We start from the raw sequence: 19,958 nt of genomic DNA, 5'->3' as shown, positions 1-19,958 counted from the left end.
CGTGCGTCTGCCCGACGACGACGAGATCTACGACGTCGACCAGACGTACCTCGGCCCGCCCGGGTACTACATCGGGCGGATGCGCTACCGCATGATCGCGGTCACGCCGGTGGTGATCCTGCTCGGGCTGGCGCTCCTCGTGAAGACGGGCGTCGGCTTCACTCTGCTGTCCGTCGCCTTGACGGTCCTGATCTCGCTGCGCCTGTCGCAGTGGATCGTCGACAAGACCACGCACGAGCGCCCGATCAGCGTGCTCGTCACGACGTTCTGGCACGAGCTCACCGCGGCGCGCATGCCCGTGAGAGGGCTGCACGGGCGGCACACGACGGCACTCCGTCGTCGGACCACCTCGATCGAGGCCGACCACGCCCTTCCCGCCGGGCGTCGACGGCGCTGGCGGTCGTACGCGAATCGGCGGTCCGCTGCGCACCAGGGGGAATGATGCAGCTCAAGCTCACCTCACTGTTCGGCCGTCGGCCAGATGTCGACGAGGACGAGGACGTGGCGGTGTCGTACGACCCGTCCGAGGACCTCGTCGACGCTCCGCCGCTGAGGCGAGCGAAGTCGGCGAAGGGCCGCGGGCGGTACCCAGATGCGCCACGACTGGCCAGCCCGATGAAGTGGGCGCTGTCGCGCGTGGCCAACCACGTGACGTTCTCCGACAAACGGATGGTGGCGTGGTACCTCCTCGACCCTCAGCGTTGGAGCTTCCGCACGATCGCGGACGGTGAGTCGCTGATCGAAGCGCACGCCGGGCAGATCGCGGAGCTCGTGGGTCGGACCGTGTACGGGCGGATCACCACGCGTCCGTACGCAGTCGAGACGTGGGCGGAAGCCGCGTGGGAGAACTCGCCGGCACCGACGGAGGGGTTCGCGAAGATCCTCGAGCGCGACCAGATCCAGCTCGCGTCCCGCATGCAGAGCGACAAGCTCGTGTACCTCGGGGTGGACCTGGGCTCCCGCTCCTCGGCGGTGAACCTGACCGGCCGTGTCATCGCCGACGTGGCGCGTCGGGAGCTCGAGGCACTGCAGCGCCGCCTGGACGAGATCGACGAGATCATGTCCGGCCCAGGCGTCGACGCGATCCCGGCCGTCGGGAACGACATGGCATGGCTCCTGGCCCGCTCGTTCGCTCTCGGCTGCCCTGCTCCCACGCAGGACACGGTCGAGGAGACGCACTGGTCCAAGGAGGACCTGCACGAGCTCGTCGGTGCGACGCACTGGAGCGCCGAGCCGCTCGCGCAGTCGGTACGGGTCGACTCGACGATGAGCGACCGGCCGATCACGCGACACGTCGTCGTCCTGACGGTCGGACGGATGGGTGAGCTGCACATCCCCGAGGTCGACGAACCGTGGATCGCCAAGACCGACAAGCTGCCCTTCCCCGTGGAGTGGGCGTTCCGCGTCGACGTGCGCTCGTCCGACGAGACGTCGAAGGAGATGAACAAGCTCTCCGACCGCGTGCTCGCGCAGCGAGACCACTACGTCGGTGACCACGGCAAGCAGCCACCGCGGCAGTTGGCCCGCCAGGCCGACCGAGCGTCGGCCGTCGAGGACGAGCAGCGCTCCGGGTTCGACGGCCTCGCCACGCGCACACGGGGTTGGTACCGCATCGCCGTGTCGGCCCCGACGCAGGAGGAGGCGCTGCAGCGCGCGAAGGTCGTGCAGAAGATCTACAAGCCGGCGATCAAGATCGAGCGCGAGTTCGATCAGTTCCGTCTCGCGCGCGAGTTCGTGCCGATGGAGCCGCTGGCGAACACCGGGCACACGCGGCACCTGCCGATCCTCAAGCTGGCCGCCGGTGTTCCGGCGGCCACCGCCGAGGTGGGCGACAAGCGCGGCGTGCTGATCGGCTACACCAGCGGCTTCGCAGAGCGCCCAGTGACCTGGGACCCGTGGTTCGGGCCCGAGGTCGTCGAGGGCTCGGGGCTCGTGCCCATCGTGGGCGGCCTCGGTGCGGGCAAGAGCTTCTTCGCCGGCGGCGTCGTCTACAAGACGGGCGCCCAAGGAGTGCCGTGGACCGTCCTCGATCCGTCCGGGCGCCTCGGAGCACTGGCACAGCTGCCGGAGTTCCGAGGCGTCGCGACGGCGGTCAACCTGCTGCAGTCAGAGCCGGGCGCGCTGAATCCCTACGCTCTCGTGCCCGAGCCGCAGGTGGTCTGGTTCCGCGAGGAGTCGGACCCGCAGCACGCGCTCGCACTGGCCAAGTCCGCGGCGGAAGCGCAGCGTCGCGACCTGATGACCGACACCCTGCGCTGGTGCCTACCCGCCGAGGACCAGGACGACCAGGCGGCACTGGCGATCCTGCGGGACGCCGTCGCGCGAGCCGAGGCACGTCCGCACTCGACGGCTCAAGGCGTTCTGATCGCGCTGCAGCACTCGGATGTCGACCGCGACCTTGCGGCGCGGATCCTGCGCCGTCTGCGCGAGGCGTCGGAGCGTGAGCTGTCGCGGCTGTTCTTCGCGACGCCGTCCAGCGGCAACCACGGTGGCGTTCTCAGCGACCGGCGGATGACCTTCTTCAGCCTCAAAGGGCTCGCGCAGATCGACGAGCACAAGCCGAAGACCGAGTGGTCCTACGACGAGCTCATGAGCCGGCCCGTGATGTCGCTGGCAGCGTGGTCGGCGCTGCGTTCGGTCTACCGAGCGGACTTCAACGAGCGCAAGGGCATGTTCCTCGACGAGGTCCACGAGATCACGGCGGTGTCGACGGGACGCACCCTCGTGCAGAAGGTCGCCACCGACACCCGGAAGCACGACATCGCGGCCCTCGTGTCGACGCAGAACGCCGCGAACGTGATCGGTCAGAACATCAACAACTTCATCGGCGCTGCGTTCGTCGGCAAGACCACGGACGAAGAGGCGCAGGTTCACAACTGCCGGCTGCTCGGCCTCCCTGCGGGCGTCGGGTACGAGGCCGAGTTCGCCAAGCTCTCGCGACGTTCGCGTCGATCCGAGATCACCGGCACGCCCCGTGAGTTCATCTTCCGGGACGGGATGGGCGGCGAGGACGGCAAGGGCGGCGTCGAGAAGATCCGCGTCGACTACAGCAACCACGAGCGGCTGATCGCGGCCCTCAACACCACCGCGGACCCGTCGAAGCGCCGGGCCCTCGAGCTCGTCGCGGAGGAGGGTGCGGCATGATCCGCCGCGCCGGTGTCGCCGCGCTCCTGGCGGTGGGGCTCACGCTCGCCGCGCCTGCGGTGGCCGTCGGTGCTGCGCCTCTCCCGGTCATCGGCCCGGTGGCCGGGAGAGCGTGCGCGACTCCCCCGGAGCCGACGTCGCCCTTTGCCGGCCTGCCGGGGAAGCTCTACGGCAAGCCCGCGACGGCGAGCGATGGCGACCCGTTCGCCAACGAGAACGTGAAGATCGCCGACGTCTACGGGTACTCCTTCGAGTGGGCGACCTACGACAACGGCTGTCTGCCAGGGTCGGACGCTCTACCGAAGGCGCAGACGGGTGTGGCGAACGTGCTGATGTCGGGCAGCGCGTCCGTCGCGGCGTTCACGCACGGCCTGTACGGCCTCGTGGTCACCCCCGACTTCCTCGCCCCGCTCGACGGCGTCCTCACGACGGCGACCAGCGCGATCAAGGGCGGCTTCTGGGATCCGTGGGTGTCGGCGGCGCTCATCCTGGTGGCGGCAGGGGTGCTCATCGCCGCGATGCGGGCGGAGGTCTCGTCGGCCGTCACGACGGTCGGCTGGGCGCTGCTCGTGCTCGTCGGCGCGACCTACGTCATGAGCTACCCGGTGTCGTCCGCTCGCGCGGTCGACGAGCTGGTGCAGACGACCGTCGCGACGTCGGCACGGGCCATCGGCGCGTCGGACACGTACGGTCCACCGGTGCCCGACACGCAGGGCGGCGCGAGCACCAGCGAGGCACAGTCAGCGCTCGACGACATGTTCGACACGATCAACCGCGACGTGTTCTACGACGCATGGCTCGAGGGCGCGCTGGGCTCGTCCGACAGCGCGGTCGCACGTGAGCACGGCGCCGATCTGTTCCGCGCGTCGCACCTGTCGTGGAGCGAGGCTGAGACGGTCAAGAACGACCCTGATGCCGGGCAGGCGATCGTCGAGGCGAAGAAGCAAGCCTGGGCCCAGACGGCAGCCGCCGTGGAACGAGAGGACACCAGCGCCTACCAGCAGCTGACCGGCAACAACGGTCGCTGGGATGCCGCGGGGGCGGTCGTGCTGCGCGTGGCGTTGATGATGCCGTTCCTCGTCGTGGCGTCCGTGTTCGTCGTGGTCGCTTATGCCGCGACGCGCGTCTTCGTGCCGCTCGCGCCCGCGTTCGGGGTCCTCGGGCTCCTCTACATCACGCAGGACTGGGTCATCGGTGTGCTGAAGCAGGTGGGACGCTTCATCATCCTCGGGCCCGCCTTCTTCATCGCCGCGCTCGCGAACCTCCTGCTCGACACAGCGGTGCTGGACTCTGACCTCGCCTTCGGGCTCAAGCTCGTGATCGTCGCGGCCATCCCGTTCGTGCTCTTCAAACTGCTCCGACCGGGCCGGGTGATTCCCGGTTCACGAGCAGCACGGCGCATGGCGAGGGCGGGACTCGGAACGCTCGTCACCTCGCTGGCCACACGTCGGGCCGTCCGGGACGGCGTGGACGACGCACAGAGCAAGGCCACCGCAGGCGACGACGAGCGCCCCGTGCCAGGTCGCGAGCCAAGCCTGTACCGCATGAGCAAGCGGTCGCCTGTGGCGACGGGCGACGCGATCGAGATCGCTGCGAGCAGAACGCGACCGCCCGAGTTGGCCGCGTCGCACGCCCGGGGGCTTCCCGCGGCGCCCGCCTCGGTCGGTAGGAGCCGATCCGCGGAGCGTCACGACGGGATCTCCCCCGCAGAAACACCAGACCGATCGCTTTCCCGTCGCACGCGGCGCGAGATTGCAGCGACTGATGGGGCGTCGGGGGCCGGCACGGCGACGCCTCGCACCCGCGAGACGTTCGCGACCACGTCCGACTATGCGACCACCGCCGCCAGCCTGCCGCTCAGGCGCTCCCGGCCAAGCGACGGCGGCGACAAGCCGGTAGGCGAACTGCGGAACCACCCGTCCATCAGACCCGAACCTCCCGAGGTCGACCTCGCTGCACCGGTCGACCGGAACGCTCCGCGGGGAGAGGTTCTGGGGCACTCCATCGAGCTGCCGAGGGGCGTCGTCGAGGCGACGACGCGCTATGACGCCGAGGGCAATCCCGTGTTCGAGATCTGGCGTCCGCCGACGGCCGCGCGGACAAGCGGCGACGAGGCCCAGGAGGACCGCTGATGTGGGAAGCCCTCGGACCGATCATCCGCTGGCCGCTCTACTCGCCGAGGCGGTTCATCGGCGTCGTGGTCGCCGTCCTCGCTGCCGTGTTTCTCGCCGGCGAGGTCAACGACGGGGCGACCGAGTCCGCTGCGACAACCGCGGTCTCCTCTGCCTCTCAGGTCGACGAAGCGCCCTCAGCATCGGCGGTGCCGACTCGCTCAGCCATCGGCCCAGCCACGAGCGGCGACTCCTCTTACGACTCGTCCACGCAGGATCCCGCGTTCGCCGCGGCGGACGCGGCCGCCTCCCTTGTGGCCGCGTGGGCCCGCCCCGACCTCAGTGCGGAGGCGTGGTCAGCCGGTGTGAGGCCGCTGGTGACGAACGACCTATGGTCCAACGGCCTAAGCATGACGGATCCGGCCAGCACCCCTGAGGTCGCCGTGCGGGGAGAGCCACGACAGGTGGCGATGAACGCCGAGGAAGCGGTGCTCGACGTCCCGACGACCGGCGCCTGGGTCCGGGTGCGGGTCGTCGTCGCGCCCGACGGTGAGTGGCTCGCGTCGAGCGTCGAGCCGGCGGAGTGACGCGGAGCAGGACCTGTGGAAGCCATCACCGCGACGCTCGTCCTCTGGGCGAAGACTGAGGCCCTCGGCTGGCTCGCGCGCCATTGGCGCAAGCTCGTCGTGGCCGTCGTCGTTGTCGGCAGCGCCGCCGTCTTCGTTGGAGTCGCCGCGGTGACGCTCGTGTCGAGCAGCGGTCAGGCGGGCGCGGCAGCTAACGCGTGCACCGAACTGGGCTACACCGTGGACCAGGCGGCGTACCGACCGCCGCCGCTCGACGATTCGCCGGCGATCCCATCCGGCGGAGCCGTGCCCGGATTCGGTCCGGACGACGGTGACAAGATCGCTAACGCCCAGGCGATCATCGCGGCCGGCGCCGCCGCTGGCGTGGGACGCCGCGGCCTCATCGTGGCCATCGCCACTGCCCTCCAGGAGTCGGGGCTGCGGAACCTCGACCACGGCGACCGAGACTCACTCGGGCTCTTCCAGCAGCGCCCCTCGCAAGGCTGGGGCACGCCGCAGCAGGTTCGAGATCCGACGTTCGCGGCGCTGGCGTTCTTCGGCGGGCGGACTTCACCGCACTTCAGTCCGGCTACGGGCCGAGCGTCGCCCGCAGGCCTCGTCGACGTCACCGGCTGGGCGGAGGTGCCGCTCACGGTGGCGGCGCAGAGCGTGCAACGGTCGGCCTTCCCCAGCGCGTACGCCAAGCACGAAGCCCGTGCGACGGTGATCGTCGATGCTCTGGCCAGCGAGTCGCCGGTTGCCGAGTCGGGCGGTGCCGTCATGGTCGGGCAGCCGCTAAGCGACCAGCCGAGTCGCGTGACGGCGGCGGACTACAGGGCAAACGGTGTCGACATCGACGCGTTCTGCTCGTCGACGTTCCAGCTCGCCTCGTCCACCGGCACCCCTGGCCAACCGTCGGGACAGGTCGTTCCGGCCGGCGAGTGGACCGCACCCCTCGAAGCCCGAATCACGTCCGCCTTCGGCATGAGATTCCATCCCGTCTTCCAGGAGTGGCGACTGCATGCGGGCACCGACTTCCACGCCGCTGTGGGCACGGCCATCACCTCACCGACGGTGGGGGTGGTCCACAGCGTCTCGTGGAGCTCTGGGGGCGGCCTCACGATCACGATCGCGCACGCCTCCGGCGTCGAAACAGAGCATCTCCACCTCTCCGAGGCACTGGTGAATCCAGGCGACCACGTCCTAGGCGGGCAGGTCATCGCACTCTCCGGAGACAGTGGCGTCGGCACCGGGCCGCACTACCACTTCGAGGTGCACGTCAATGGGGTGGCTGTCGATCCCGAGGGCTTCATGGTCCAGCGAGGAGTGAACCTGCGAGCATGGTCATGATGGAGGCTGAGTTCTTCGCGTTCGAGGACCTCACGTGGCAGACGACCCCGCCGCCGGCTCGCCACCCGATTCCCGCTGCCTACGCGCCAGACCTCGAGGTCGGTGACGAGCTGACGATCGGCATCCCCGACCGCTACTTCATCGACGGACAGGTGCTGCTTCAGTCCGAGCGCGAGATGGTCGAGTTCCGCGGAGACGGCGCTCTGCACGAGTGCCTCGCGGTTTGCGCGCCCCTCCACTACTGGACCTGGAACGTCAGCCCTCGTCGTACGCCCGTCATGCAGTGGTGGCCCGTCGAGTTCGCCTGGGTCTACAGGGACGCAGTCTCGCCGGGCGGGTCACACTCGGAGCTGACTGGTGCCCGCTGCGCCGGCCTGCCGACCTCGTGGCTGGATCGCGTGCGCGACGATGCCACCGAACCTCCGGTGCTCCGACCTGTCGCTGCCCGGGATGCCGGCGCTCTCACAGGCCGAGCTCTGCGCTCACGGAACGCTGCGGGCGAGTGGTTCTGGTTCGTCGGCGCCTCGGAACCTGTTGAAGTCGGCGGAGACATCTGCGTGCATGCCGTCCCACAGTCCCACTGGTGGTTGCACCAGGTCGGCTATCACCCGGAACTCCAGAGCAGGGTGCGATGCATCCCGCTCCACCGGCTATTTGCATACGTGTAGCGCACCGTCGAGAACGCATCGGACCTAAGCGCGGCTCCCTCGGCGCCGCTCTAGGTGCGGATGCCGAGCGTGGCTGGGGTGCGGCCACCATCGCGCGTGTGTTCGGGGGGTCGAAAGGTGAAGCGTTGCACACGTCTCGCCGGTGTCGCGCAAGGGTCAACGGTTTAACTGCCCACGGCGCGAATCCACGACGCTCGATCGGTGTCGCCGTCTTAGGCGGTGGTTGGCATCAGTTCCGCGATCCATCCAGTCAGCCCGTTGTCCCGCATCGCATTGATGACGCGCTCGGTGACGAATACCGTGTCGACCTGCTGAGGGGGCGCGAAGATCTCGTGCCCGGCGATCCTTGCGGCGGACAGGACCTCAGTGCCGGGCATGGCGAGCCCGCTCGGGCCACGTACCGTCGCCACCGGGTCATAGGGATCGAAGGCAGCCGGGAAGTGCATGACCCAGTAGGTGAGACATTCTCCGCCGGAGGTAGTCAGCGTTGCAGGCAGCCATTGGACGCTGTCTGCAGGGCTCAGGAGGGGCTCTAGGACTTTCCGTGTGCGGGCCGACACCAACCGGGTGCGCTCGATTGTCGACGCCCAGTCGGGCGAGCCGGGCTCGTCATAGTGCCAGGCGAGCTCCGGGACATCGGTTCGCAATCCGGGGACCATATTTAGGGAGTCGCAGAACGATCGATGCAGATCGCTCGACGCAAACGCAAGCGGCAACATATCGGCCTCGACGGCGTGATAGGTGGTGGTCACGCGTTCACCTTCCATCAGCGGCACTTCCAGTAAGAATGCCCCAGGACGAGCGGATCCGCGTTGCGAATCGGCTCCTTGACCCAGAGTTTGAAGAGGCGAGTGAACTCATCCGCATCCGAACCTGCCTGGGCCTTGGCGCGAATCATGGCGTTGTAGACCCATCGGTGGTACTTCGGGCTGTGGTTTCCGCTCTGCAGCATCGGCAACTTGTTCCAGTCGGCATCGATGTTGAGGGTTGGGTAGTTCGCTGCGAGGAAGGCCTTAAAGATCGGAGCCCAACTGTTTCCCTTGTTGGTCGCCAAGTGATGGATATGCAGATTGGCCTTCAAGTTCCATGCGTCGCGAAGTATCTTCGCTGCGGCGGCATCTTCAATGCAGTTCGGAGGCAGGCTCACGCCGCCGCCGGCGGGGTCAGGATCCGGAGTGGGCTCGTCGACCACCACAGTCTGGTCATCCAGGCAGACGCCATCTTCGCGGAGGTTGGCGCAGTCGGGCTCGAGGGTGGTCGGCTCGGTGCCAAGCACGGCGTCGAGAAGGGCCATGAAGACCGCGCCGGGCCCGCTGGTCGAGGTTGCGGCGGCAAACCGCAACGCGGGCTGGATACCCAGCGCATCGCAGACGAGCACCGCATCGGGGACGGCGACCGAGCTAGCGAAAGAGCGGAGCTTCTCACCGAGGACGCTGCAGGCGTTTTCATCGCCGTACCGGCTGACCAGGAGCGATCGCAGCGTGGCGACGGGAGCCGATTCGAGGCTCAACGGCGGCCAAAGGAGGACGTGGATGTTGCCGTTGTCGTCGAGCTCGGCGTTCGGTGTGACCCGGCCGGGCTCACGGAAGACTGAGCAGTAGTTGAGGTCGACGGGGTAGGGACCCCACTTGCACATGTAGTCCTCGGCGCGGCTGGCTTCGATGTACCAGTTAGGGCACTGCTCAGCCTGCGGGCCGCAGCTCGTGGGGGTGCCGTCTTCGTTGAGGTGGGACAACTGCAAGTAGCAGGTCGTGGTGAGGCACTGCGGGTACTGGCTGGGGATTTCGGTGACCCACGACGGTGATTCGGTCTCGGGGATGAGTTGCTGCTCCTGGCCCGCGCTCGGTCGCCAGGTGGCGCCGAAGCCGGCGGTGACCGAGCCCTCGGGGCACAGCAGGTCGGGCAGCTCCAAGACTGCGCCAGGGGTCAGCGTCCCGACGGTGTCGGCAGTGACGGTCTGGGTGTGACCGTTGGCGTCGATGCACTCCAGCGTCTGGGTCACCGTCCCGGAGCCGGGGTCCGGCGTCTCGGGGCGAAGTGCGTGACCTTCGGGGTACCAGCGCAGGACCTCGCCGGTCTGGTTGCGCGAGTAGAGGATGGAGACTTCGACGTGGCTGAAAGTCCATGGCGTCCCGGTTCCCCAGGCACCGCCGCGGGTTCCGGTCCAGACCTGGCTGTCGGTTCGGGTCAGGGGCCCGCCGCAGTTGCGTCCGAGGGAGTCGCCGGCGAGGTTTCCGAAGGTCTCGGTGAAGTACAGGGGTTGCACCTGGCCGGTGTCGGGGTTGCGTGCGAACGGTTGGATGCGGACGGCTTGGTTTGTCCACGGTTCGCCATCACAGGAGCCGGAGATGCTGCCGGTGAACGAGAAGGTGCCGTCGGTGGCACCGAATTCGGGGGTGTGGTCGACGGTGACCTGGATGTTGGCCGGGTTCCAGCCGCTGCCGCTGGAGCTTGTCAGCCCGTTCATGACGTTGTCGCCGTTGACCCAGCCGGGCGCGAACTCCGGCTCTGGGAGCAGGCCGGTGGGGCCGCCGTCTGAGACGTGCAGGTCGACCCCGAACCAGCCAGCGATCGCGACCGCGACGGTCTCAGCATGGGCGCTGGGGTCGTGGAACGTGAGGCCACCTACGGTGCCGGTGTCGGCTGTTGCTGCTGGAGCCATCAGGGTCTGCGAGATAGCGACGCCCGTCCCTACTCCGGCTGCCACCGCTGCGGAGTCCGCCAGAACGGCCAGACCTGCGGGACTGTCCACCGTGCTCAGGCCTGCGGCGACCGGACCCGCTGGGCCAGAGATCACGGAGCACAGTGCGAGAGCCCCGACGAGTGCAGACGTCAGCAGAGGCCGGTGACGGGCAATGTGCGACGATCGCCGAGAGAGCCGCCGGCTGCGAGATCTGCCCCGACGATCATGGCGCCCAGCCGTCGTGCTACCCACGAGCCCTCCTCCGGTTCCCGCGCACGCGAAGCGCGTCACCGGGAACGTATGGATGATCACCAGCGTCAGGTGCAGACTCTGTTTCCTTTCATCCAGACGGCCCAGTGGGCGCGCAATCGTCGCCGACAGCCTTGAAGGCACAGTCGTGGGCAGCGCGACGCCGGGCCTCTGTCTGCAAGGAGCGGCAGTGTCGGTCCCGCTCTCGTTGCGACGGTCGCATCGCCGCACCGGTGGAGGAACACACAGCACCCCACCGAGCCTGTGAGAGGACGCCTTAACGGCGGATCACTGCCGACGCCCACACCCACGCGAAGCCCTCACGCCCGCCCGGGTCGACGTAGCGAACGCGAACCTGTCGAGCAGTCCACGCGAGGGCGTGGCCCTCAGACTTGAAGGAACGTCCGCGTCCGGTCGTAATCCAGACCGTCACCGGGATGGGGGTCTCAGCGTGCACCAAGCGATCGCCGGCGCGGGCCCCGACTGGAGCATCGGGCGCCTGCTCGTGTACCGGTACCCGCTCGATCGATTGCTTCGAACGCACGTTCGAACGATGGCTCGAAGGGCGCGCAGTCGCGTCGGCATCCATCGGCCGCGGTCGACCCACATGTGGCCGCGCTGCGGCAGGATGAGTCCGTATGTGGACCGCCGAGCGAGCCTCGAAGGTGGCATCCGAGTACCTCTCAAACCTCGGGCGCCGGTGGGAGCACGTCCGCGCCGTAGGGGAACGGGCTGAGTCGCTCGCCGCGGTCGGCAGCATCTCGGCGGAGGTCGTGGCGGCCGCATGGCTGCACGACGTTGGCTACGCCGAAGAGCTGTCGATGACCGGCCTGCACGCGCTCGACGGGGCGGCGTTCCTCGTGGCCGAGGGAGCGCCCGCTGACGTCGTCGCATTGGTGGCGCACCACACGGGGGCCGCATTCGAGGCCGAGGAGCGCGGGCTGGCGACCCAACTGGCCGCGATGCCTGCAGCGGCGCCGGCTGACCTCGATGTCCTCACGCTTCTCGACCTGGTGACTGCACCGGACGGCTCGCCTACCGATCCGGAGACCCGTATCGCCGAGATTCTCGGTCGATATCCGGCGTCGAGCCCCGTGCACAGGGCTGTCAGCCGTTCTCGGGCAGAGCTCCTCGCTGCAGCCGGTCGGGCGCGGGCGCGTCTTGGTCTATCCGATGAATGGCCGGCCGGTGCCGCGGAGGGCGTGCTCGAGCCGTAGCCGCATCGACGCGTGGAGGTCGAGCGACTCGATCTGCTCCGGGGTCAGCCACTCGACTTCGTCGCTCTCGGAGCTCGTGCGCCTGGAACCTCCGACCAGGCGGGCGCGGAACGCGATGGAGAACTGCTGGCGCACCTCGCCGTCGTCGTACTGCATGACGTGGTTCGGGTTGGTGTAGGTACCAGTGATCGTGTCGATCTCGACGTCGTAGCCGGTCTCCTCCTTGACCTCGCGGAGGACGGTGTCGGCGATGCTCTCGCCCGGCTCATGGCCGCCGCCCGGCAGGGCCCACTTGTTGTTGTCGGTCTTGTGGATCATCAGGACGCGACCTTCGTCGTCCTGGACGATCGCCACGACGGAGGGCACCACGGAGTTGATCTCCGGGGCGTTCGGGTCATCGATGTAGTCGATGCGCGCCATGCCTCCGAGCGTACGGGCGGTCACGCAGGCTTGGCGGCCTGCCACGTGCGCTCGAACGACTCCATGTAGTGGGAGAAGAGACGGCCGCCGGGGATCCGGTTCACGTGCATCATCGGCGAGTGCCCGGCCGGCGCGCCCAGCGCGTGCGGATTGACCAGCAGCTGGTCGTCGAAACGGAACAGCGAGGCGTACAGCGTGCTGCCGTGCTTGCGAGCCTCGATCCCCGCGACGCCCCCGAGCAACGGAGTGAGGTAGTTCCAGGTCAGGCTGCACCGAGCAGCCATGAGCGGACCGATCCCCTCCTCCTCGCCCCGCAGGGCGACTGCGGGACTCTCCGGGTCACCGAACAACAACCGGATCCGCACCCCGCTCTTGGCTCGTGCGGCGATCCGCTCGGCGAAGTCGGGGACGCTGTCGTGCAGGAAGCTGCCGGCGAACGCGAGCAGGTCGACGGCCTCGCGTGCGTTGTCGATGAAGTCCGCCCAGGTCGAGACGGGTAGCGACGCGCGGCTCGGGTACAGGTCGACGAACTCGGCCCTGGTCGCTGACCTCGTACGCGGATCCGAGTCGGTCGCCGGCCACAGGAACACGTCGGTCTTGCCGAGGATGCGCGCGGCGTTCATCCGGTGCGTCCGGTGCGGGATCCGGTCGGTGCTGATCCAGCGCTCGACGGTCTTGGGGTCAACGCCGACCTTCTCGCCGAAGCCCTGCAACGAGAGCCCTGCATCGGCGATCGCCGCTCGGAGTCGCTCGTTCGTCATCACGCCTCCAGGGGCGCCTTGGGACGTTTTGATCATCGTAGGACGTCCCAAGACGTCCCACTAGGGGGTGACGGCGTCCCGCTCCATACGGGTCTCGTAGTTCGTGGGCAGGTAGCCCAATCGGGAAGCACGAACACCAGAGCACGAGGAGTCGAGATCATGGCAATGGCCAAGCGTTTCGAGATCGCCCATGACACGGCGTTCCCCAAGGGCGCGTTCCTGCGAGGGCTCGTCGAGCCCGTCACGGACTTCCAGGCCGAGCAGCGCCCGGACGGGTTCCGACCGCAGCAGCGGGACAAGGACACGGGCCTGCCCCTGTGGCAGTGCACCGTCATCGACGGCGACGACGAGGCGGGTCGCCGCGAGATCGGCGTGACGGTGAAGTTCGCAGCTGAGCACCAGCCCGTCCCGCCGAAGAACACGTCGCCGATGCCGTGGACGCCCGTGGAGTTCGTAGGCCTGACCGCACTGCCGTACGTCGACGACTCGGGCCGCCGGCCCCGCATCGCCTGGTCGTTCCGGGCCGAGGGCTTCATCACGCCGGGCCAGGCCGTCAAGGTCGGAGAGCCGAAGGCGGTGGCGTGATGCCCGAGCTGAGTCACGGACGAGCTCCGATGAACGAGCCCGGACCGACCATCACCGAGTTGCTGACCATGGCTGCTGACGTGGTCACGATGGTGCACGGCCAGGTCGAGTGGGTGGGCGTCGGCCTCGGAGTGGTCTCGGTGCGCGCGACGAGCCAGGCCACCGCCGAGTACCTGGCGTGGAGGCTCGCGCTCGGTAATGTGGCCGACTACGAGCCGACCCGCACCTGCGAGGGGTTCGCCGTCTGGAGCGGCGGCGGATGGCCGGAACCGGAGTTCAAGGTCTTCTGCGGTGGGGATCTCCTGCGGCCGCTGCGGGCTTTTCCGCGTGACCTTCGCCCGGCCCCGGACACCACGGTCCTCCCGGGTGCGGCGTGATGTCTGCCGTGTTCCGCGTCTCCGGGCTCGTGCTGCGTCGACTGGCGGGCGCGACCTGGAACTTCGTGCGCTGGACCAGCCAGGCATGGCGCGCAGTGCTCGTCTGCCTCGTGATCGGCAACCTGCTGGTGATCGCCGATCGCGAGGCGGCGGCCGCCGCGGTGTTCGCACTGGTGCCCCTGTGCAACCTCGTGCGGGCCGCCTGGGACGCGGTGAGTCCGTTGACCTACGAGGCCACGCTCGGGGGTCTGCTCCGGCGGCGCGCGTGGCGACATCGGGCTCGCAGGGAGTGGAGCGAGGTCGCCCGACGCTGCGGGCTCGCGTGGCCGTGGGGCGGCGACAAGCGAGACGCGCTCCCCCATCTGCTTCACGTCCGCACAAGCACCAACACCCTCACGCTCCGCGTCCGGGCAATGGTGGGACAGACCGTGGATGACCTGGACGGAGCACTCGAGGCCATCGCCACGGCGTTCGAGGCGGAGTCCGCGGAGTCCCGCAGGGTGGGCCCGGGTGTCGTCGAGATGGTGCTGACGATGCGCGAGCTGCTCCACGAACCGACGACGCCGGTGGTCCCCTCCGAGATCGAGACCGACGCAGTCACGCTGGGCCGTCTGTCGGACGGAGCGCCGTGGCGGCTTCAGCTCGGCGGCCGGCACACCCTCGTGGTGGGTCGCTCCGGCGCCGGGAAGGGGTCAGTCCTCTGGGGCATCGCCGGCAATCTGGCGCCAGCTGCCCGGGCCGGCTTCGTGAGGCTGTGGGGCATCGACCTCAAGGGCGGAGTCGAGGTCGCCGTGGGCGCCGGCATGTTCTCCTCGGTGGCGATCGACGAGCAGAGCGCACTTCGGCTCCTGAGCTCGCTGCACGCAGTCATCGCCGAGCGGCAGGGTGCGATGCGTGGACGGACTCGCAAGTTCGAGCCTTCGCCGGGTGACCCGGTGCACGTGCTCCTCATCGACGAGCTCGCCGTCCTCACCGGCTACGCCTCCCGTGATGTGGTCAACCAAGGCACCACGCTCCTCAAGCGGATCCTGACCCAGGGGCGCGCGCTCGGGGTGATCGTCGTCGCGTTCGTGCAGGACCCGCGCAAGGAGACGGTGGGGATGCGGGAGCTCTTCACGCAGACGATCGCGTTGCGGCTCGCGTCGACCTCGGAAACCCGCATGGTTCTGGGCGACGGATACGGAGACGTGGCACCGGCGCACCGGATCGACCGGACCATGCCCGGCGCCGGGTACGTCGTGCGAAACGACGGCGTCGTGGAACGTGTCCGAGCCGACTTCTGGCCCGACGACTTGATCCGGCTCGTCGCCGAGCAGTACCCGGCCCTGCCGGAGGATGCGTCGCTCGACAACGCTCAGGCTCCTGGCGAGGTGCTCCCCTTGATGGGGCTCGACGTCGACGAGGTGGCTCCTCGTCGTCCCCGCACACCGCGCGCGCCGCGCGAACCAGAGGATCCCGAGGCAGCCTGATGGCGACGCCGCGGAACGACGGCTTCTGGGGTCATGGGCCCGACGCGCCCCTCGACCTCGGCCTGCTGACAGGGCCCGAGGCTGACTCCATCGCCCGGCGTCTCGGGGACGGAACGATGCCGGCCCTCACGGCGACGCTCAGCAAGGTCGGCAACTGCCTGCACCCCGTCCGCCTCGTCGGGCAGTCAGAGACGGTGGACCTCCGGACCGGCGAGATCGTCGAGACCTACCGGTCGGGCAACGAACCGATGGGGCTGCTCTACAAGCCGTGCGGCAACCGTCGGGCCGACGTCTGCCCGCCCTGCTCCCGCATCTACGCGCGGGACACCTTCGAGCTCATCTCCACCGGGCTGCACGGCGGCAAGGGGGTGCCCGTGACGGTCAACACCAATCCCCTCCTGTTCGTCACCCTCACCGCACCGTCGTTCGGCCCGGTGCACGCAGTCCGTGACGGGAGACAGCCGTGCCACCCGCGGACCCGGCTCGCGATGTGTCCGCACGGCCGCCGCCTCACGTGCTGGACGCGGCACGACGTCCTCGATCCTCGGGTCGGCGCGCCGCTGTGCCGTGACTGCTACGACACGGAGTCCGCGGTCGTCTGGCAGTGGCACGCGCCGGAGCTCTGGAGGCGGTTCACCATCGCCATGCGGCGCCAGCTCGCGGTCGAGCTCGGGGTGCGGGATGTCGACCTCAAGCGTCACGTGCGCGTCGAGTACGCCAAGGTCGCCGAGTTCCAGACGCGCGGCCTGGTCCACTTCCACGCCCTCGTTCGGATAGATGGACCGGACGGTCCCGGATCCCCCGCGCAGGTCACCGCTGCCGCGCTGGAGAACGTCGTGCGGCAGGCCGCCGTCGCCGCGCACTGCCCCGCGCTCCCGCTCGACGAGTCCGACGTCGCACGGACGCTCCGTTTCGGGGCGCAGACGGACGTACGGGTCGTCCGCGACCGGTCCGTCGCGGGTGACGAGATCACCGCCGAGCAGGTAGCCGCCTACCTGGCGAAGTACTCGACGAAGTCAGCCGGAGTGGAGCCGGGCCACGCTCTCCCCCACCTGGTGTGGCTCAGCGAGTCCTGCCGCGCGCTTGCCGCCCGCGCGCTGGCAGGCTGCCCTTTCGGCTGCGGGAAGCGCGTCGGCGACAGGCGCCCGCGGTTGTGCGGGGACTGCGCTGGCCATCCGTACGCACTGCTCGGCCGGTGGGCGTCGATGCTCGGGTTCCGCGGCCACTTCTCGACGAAGTCCCGTCACTACTCGGTGACCCTCGGAGCCCTCCGACGCGCTCGTCGGCGCTTCCAAGGGATGGCGGTCGAGGCGAGAAGTCGTGCGACGGCGCTCGACGCTCGCGAGCTCGAGGAGCGCCTCATGGCCGAAGCGGCAGAGACAACGCTGGTCATCGGCTCGTGGGTTTACGACGGCTCCGGATGGCCGCGCGCCGGCGACAAGGCACTCGCGGACGCCGCGGCATCCCGGGCGCGGGCGTACGCCCGGTGGCGGGCAGAGCAGCGCACCACCCAGCCGGCCTGATCGCCGAACGAGCGCACCGACACGGAGTAGGGGGAATCGTGGACGAGTATCTGACCACCGAGGAAGTGGCGACGTGGCTGCGGGTCGCTCCGTCGACGGTCTGCCGGTGGCGGTTGGCGGGGAGAGGCCCGCGGGTGACGTGGCTGTCGCCGGCGCTGCCGCGCTACCGCAAGGCGGACGTGATCGCCTGGCTGCAGGGAGTTGCGGCATGAGCATCCAGAAGACCGCGGGTGGTCGGTTCCGGGCGTTCCTCAAGAGCGGACGCGTCGTCGTGGCGTCGCGGACGTTCGACACCAAGCGCGAGGCTGACGGGTGGCTTCGTCGTGAGCGCGCCGCACTTGAGGGCGGTGTCGACCCGCGCGCGGGGAGGGAACGTACAGGCAAGGTCCTGCAGCGCTGGTTGGCGGTGCGTGAGCGCACAGTTGCGGTCAAGACGTTCCGCGCCGACCGGGACCTCATGCGGCTTATGCCGACGTCGATGCAGAACGTGCACCTGTCGTCGGTCACCGGTCGGGACGTCGCCCGGTCGTTCGAGTCCTTGCTCTCCACGGCACCCCCGCGTGCCGCGGGCGCCAGTGGACGGGCGCCAAAGCCGCTGGAGTACGCCTCGGTAGTCCGCTATCGCGCCAGCCTGTCGACGTTCTTCTCGTGGTGCGTGCGGGAGAACCTGATCGTCCACAACCCGGTGACCGGCGTGCCGGTGCCGAAGAGCTCGAAGGAACGGACCGAGATGCACCCGTTCACGGAGGCAGAGCTTGAGCGCCACTTCGAGCTGTGGGCGGAGCGCGACTCGGTGCTGGCGAACGTTCTGCTGATCCTCGGGTGGACCGGCCTCCGATGGGCTGAGGCGCGAGCGCTGACCGTCGCCGACTTCGTCGAGGTCCCGACTCCGGGACTGCTCGTGCGCCGGTCCGACCCCGAGGGCGTGGGGCGAAAGGCGACCAAGGGCCGCAGCTCGCGCCGGGTGCCGCTGGCGAACCGGGTCTTGCCGCTCGTTCGCGAGCTCGCCCACGGGAAGGCGCCACACGATCTGCTGCTGACGACCGCGCGAGGCGGGAAGCTGCACCGCTCCACCGTCCTGCGCGCACTGGCCTGGCCCAGGACCGGTGGCGGACGCCGCCTACACGATCTGCGACACACCGCGGCCTGCCTGTGGCTCGCGCGAAGCGTCGACCCCGGGACGGTCCAGGCGTGGTGCGGGCACGAGTCGATCGCCACGACGAACCGGTACCTGCACTTCCTCGGAACTGGAGCCGACAGAGCCGGCCTCGACAGGCTCAATCAGGGCGCGGGGTACGCGGGGGGTACGCGCGATGCGGTCACGCCGAAGTGACAAGCAGAAGACCCTCGCCCTCCCGGGCCGTTAAGCCTGGTCGGACGAGGGTCCTCGTCGGTGGAGCTGAGGGGATTCGAACCCCTGACCTTCTCATTGCGAACGAGACGCGCTACCAACTGCGCCACAGCCCCGCGAGCGGGCTACAGACTAGCACCCCACCAGGGTCGTTCGTGAAATCGGGTCACTCCCCCGCGGCCCGGCGCTTGGCCAGGATCGCGTTGAGGTCGATGCTGCCGGTGGTCGCCGCCGGAGGCTCCGCGACCTCGGCCACGACCTGCGCGACAGGCTCGGTGACCGTGTCGCCCACCGGGGCGGCCTTCGCACCGGTCGACGCGTCGGTGTCCTCGAGCGGGACGGGCTCGCGGCGCGGTGCGGTGGCCTTCATCGTGTAGGTCGGGCGCGGGACGGGGACGGGCGACCAGGCGCCGTCCTCGTCCTCGGCGGGCGCGCGGGTCGCGTCGTCGGTGTCCACGTCGCGCGTCGCCTTCGCGAGGCGGTCGGCGACACCGGTCCGCACGACGGGCGTCTGTCCGGTCGACGCGTGCCGCGCGGGGGCCTCGGCCTCGCCGCGGTCCTCGACGATGCGCGCGAACACCTCGGTGCTCGCCTCCGACGGGTGCACGGCACGGCCTGTCACGATGGCGTGCGGGACGTGCGCGTCGTGCGTCTCGACGTGCTGGCCCTCGTCGGTGGCGCGCTCCACGACCGGGGTCTTCTGCGCGGGCGAGGACGCACGGACCGTCGGCTGCGCGCCCGTGACGGCACGCGTCGGCGCCGACGCCGGGGCGGACGACGTGCGCGACGCCTCCGCGACCGCACGCATCGCGCCGGTCCGCGGACCGCCGGACACCCGGCGCTCGTCGGCCATGCGGGCCTCCCACGCCGCGTCGGCGGCACGACCCGCGAGCACGGCACGACGGCCCAGCACGAGCACGCCGCCGAGCAGCACGCTCGGCACGGCACCGGCGACCCACGTCACGGCGGGCGCGAGGCCCGCGATGGTCCAGCCGGCGATCGTCGCGACCACCAGCACCCCTGCGAGCACGGCACGGCGCCGTGCGGCGGCAGCACGGCGCGCGACCGAAGCCGCTCTCGCTGCGCGCGCCTGCGCGGCACGACGGGCCGCGTCCGCGGTGATCCTGTCCTGCGTCGCCGTCGGTCGGTCCACGGTGGCACCTCCTGTCCCGGGCCCGGCATGGAGCACCGGGAGCCCTGCGCCCGGGGTCAGCAGCCCCGGCGATCCGCCGCTCGTCGTCCCGCAGTCGGCCGATCCGACCGCAGGCGCCTCGCGCGACCGTCGGAACGTCCCCGACCGGCGGAGCCGGCCCGTGCGTTCGCTCACGGCGACCACGCGCAGCGCCTCCGAGAACCGGTCGTCAGCCCGGGACTCGAGCAGCTGCTGCCGGTGCCGCAGCTTGTGCGGCACCAGGTAGGCCCCCCACAGAGCCACGAGCGCCAAGGCGACGAGGCCTGCGAGATCGTCCACGTCACGACGGTAG

At 69.6% G+C, this 19,958-nt stretch carries 18 protein-coding genes and 1 tRNA gene; 13 read left to right on the top strand and 6 right to left on the bottom strand.

What is annotated here, in order from left to right; translation table 11 throughout:
* The first annotated feature begins 1 nt into the window (after position 1).
* The 6 genes from GXP71_RS20210 to GXP71_RS00450 are packed head-to-tail and all read left to right on the top strand — an operon-like array spanning position 2 to position 7,839.
* The gene (locus tag GXP71_RS20210; protein WP_162351048.1) at positions 2 to 442 is read left to right on the top strand and encodes a hypothetical protein; all 441 of its coding nucleotides are present in this window, start codon (positions 2 to 4) and stop codon (positions 440 to 442) included.
* Positions 442 to 3,144 (top strand): ATP-binding protein, encoded by a 2,703-nt coding sequence (locus GXP71_RS00470; protein ID WP_162351047.1) that lies wholly within the window; start codon positions 442 to 444, stop codon positions 3,142 to 3,144. Before GXP71_RS20210 ends, GXP71_RS00470 begins: the two co-directional genes overlap by 1 nt.
* Positions 3,141 to 5,276, top strand: a complete 2,136-nt coding sequence (locus tag GXP71_RS00465) for a hypothetical protein (RefSeq protein ID WP_162351046.1) — start codon at positions 3,141 to 3,143, stop codon at positions 5,274 to 5,276. Before GXP71_RS00470 ends, GXP71_RS00465 begins: the two co-directional genes overlap by 4 nt.
* Positions 5,276 to 5,842 (top strand): hypothetical protein, encoded by a 567-nt coding sequence (locus GXP71_RS00460; protein ID WP_162351045.1) that lies wholly within the window; start codon positions 5,276 to 5,278, stop codon positions 5,840 to 5,842. Before GXP71_RS00465 ends, GXP71_RS00460 begins: the two co-directional genes overlap by 1 nt.
* Positions 5,843 to 5,857: 15 nt before the next feature.
* The gene (locus GXP71_RS00455; protein ID WP_162351044.1) at positions 5,858 to 7,171 is read left to right on the top strand and encodes a M23 family metallopeptidase; all 1,314 of its coding nucleotides are present in this window, start codon (positions 5,858 to 5,860) and stop codon (positions 7,169 to 7,171) included.
* Entirely contained in the window at positions 7,162 to 7,839 is a 678-nt protein-coding gene (locus tag GXP71_RS00450; protein ID WP_162351043.1) for a hypothetical protein, read from the top strand. The genes GXP71_RS00455 and GXP71_RS00450 overlap by 10 nt, the downstream gene beginning before the upstream one ends.
* Before the next feature lie 212 nt (positions 7,840 to 8,051).
* On the opposite strand, the gene GXP71_RS00445 is transcribed toward GXP71_RS00450, so the two are convergent.
* Both GXP71_RS00445 and GXP71_RS00440 read right to left on the bottom strand, forming a co-directional pair.
* Complete coding sequence (locus GXP71_RS00445) at positions 8,052 to 8,591, bottom strand: hypothetical protein (protein ID WP_162351042.1); 540 nt, start codon at positions 8,589 to 8,591, stop codon at positions 8,052 to 8,054.
* Positions 8,592 to 8,605: 14 nt separating this feature from the next.
* On the bottom strand, positions 8,606 to 10,501 hold the full coding sequence (locus GXP71_RS00440) for an AHH domain-containing protein (RefSeq protein ID WP_162351041.1): 1,896 nt from the start codon (positions 10,499 to 10,501) through the stop codon (positions 8,606 to 8,608).
* Positions 10,502 to 11,436: 935 nt separating this feature from the next.
* Between GXP71_RS00440 and GXP71_RS00435 the strand changes: the two genes are divergently transcribed.
* Positions 11,437 to 11,988, top strand: a complete 552-nt coding sequence (locus GXP71_RS00435; RefSeq protein ID WP_238402528.1) for an HD domain-containing protein — start codon at positions 11,437 to 11,439, stop codon at positions 11,986 to 11,988.
* Here GXP71_RS00435 and GXP71_RS00430 read toward each other — a convergent pair.
* A complete protein-coding gene (locus tag GXP71_RS00430; RefSeq protein WP_162351039.1) occupies positions 11,938 to 12,408 on the bottom strand; it encodes an NUDIX hydrolase in 471 nt (156 codons plus the stop codon). The genes GXP71_RS00435 and GXP71_RS00430 overlap by 51 nt on opposite strands.
* Positions 12,409 to 12,428: 20 nt before the next feature.
* Positions 12,429 to 13,169, bottom strand: coding sequence for an XRE family transcriptional regulator (locus tag GXP71_RS00425; RefSeq protein WP_238402775.1), 741 nt, complete (start codon positions 13,167 to 13,169; stop codon positions 12,429 to 12,431).
* Positions 13,170 to 13,328: 159 nt separating this feature from the next.
* On the opposite strand from GXP71_RS00425, the gene GXP71_RS00420 reads away from it, so the two are divergent.
* The 6 genes from GXP71_RS00420 (at position 13,329) to GXP71_RS00395 (ending at position 18,456) form a co-directional block, all read left to right on the top strand.
* On the top strand, positions 13,329 to 13,754 hold the full coding sequence (locus tag GXP71_RS00420) for a plasmid replication, integration and excision activator (protein ID WP_162351037.1): 426 nt from the start codon (positions 13,329 to 13,331) through the stop codon (positions 13,752 to 13,754).
* A 29-nt stretch (positions 13,755 to 13,783) separates the two neighbouring features.
* The gene (locus GXP71_RS00415) at positions 13,784 to 14,131 is read left to right on the top strand and encodes a hypothetical protein (RefSeq protein ID WP_162351036.1); all 348 of its coding nucleotides are present in this window, start codon (positions 13,784 to 13,786) and stop codon (positions 14,129 to 14,131) included.
* Complete coding sequence (locus GXP71_RS00410) at positions 14,131 to 15,600, top strand: ATP-binding protein (RefSeq protein ID WP_202924299.1); 1,470 nt, start codon at positions 14,131 to 14,133, stop codon at positions 15,598 to 15,600. Before GXP71_RS00415 ends, GXP71_RS00410 begins: the two co-directional genes overlap by 1 nt.
* A 116-nt stretch (positions 15,601 to 15,716) precedes the next feature.
* On the top strand, positions 15,717 to 17,123 hold the full coding sequence (locus GXP71_RS00405) for a replication initiator (protein ID WP_162351035.1): 1,407 nt from the start codon (positions 15,717 to 15,719) through the stop codon (positions 17,121 to 17,123).
* A 38-nt stretch (positions 17,124 to 17,161) separates the two neighbouring features.
* Positions 17,162 to 17,335 (top strand): AlpA family transcriptional regulator, encoded by a 174-nt coding sequence (locus tag GXP71_RS00400; RefSeq protein WP_162351034.1) that lies wholly within the window; start codon positions 17,162 to 17,164, stop codon positions 17,333 to 17,335.
* On the top strand, positions 17,332 to 18,456 hold the full coding sequence (locus GXP71_RS00395) for a tyrosine-type recombinase/integrase (protein ID WP_162351033.1): 1,125 nt from the start codon (positions 17,332 to 17,334) through the stop codon (positions 18,454 to 18,456). Before GXP71_RS00400 ends, GXP71_RS00395 begins: the two co-directional genes overlap by 4 nt.
* A 61-nt stretch (positions 18,457 to 18,517) precedes the next feature.
* On the opposite strand, the gene GXP71_RS00390 is transcribed toward GXP71_RS00395, so the two are convergent.
* Positions 18,518 to 18,590 (bottom strand) — tRNA-Ala (locus GXP71_RS00390).
* 50 nt (positions 18,591 to 18,640) lie between these two features.
* Positions 18,641 to 19,945 carry a hypothetical protein gene (locus GXP71_RS00385; protein WP_162351032.1) on the bottom strand — a complete coding sequence of 435 codons (1,305 nt, stop codon included), beginning with the start codon at positions 19,943 to 19,945 and terminating at the stop codon, positions 18,641 to 18,643.
* Positions 19,946 to 19,958: the final 13 nt, after the last annotated feature.

Origin of the sequence: Cellulomonas sp. H30R-01 (genome assembly GCF_010119915.1) — a bacterium.
GTDB lineage: Bacteria > Actinomycetota > Actinomycetes > Actinomycetales > Cellulomonadaceae > Cellulomonas > Cellulomonas algicola.
The sequence above is the reverse complement of the archived record's forward strand: the minus strand, read 5'-3'. Positions and strand labels throughout refer to the sequence as shown.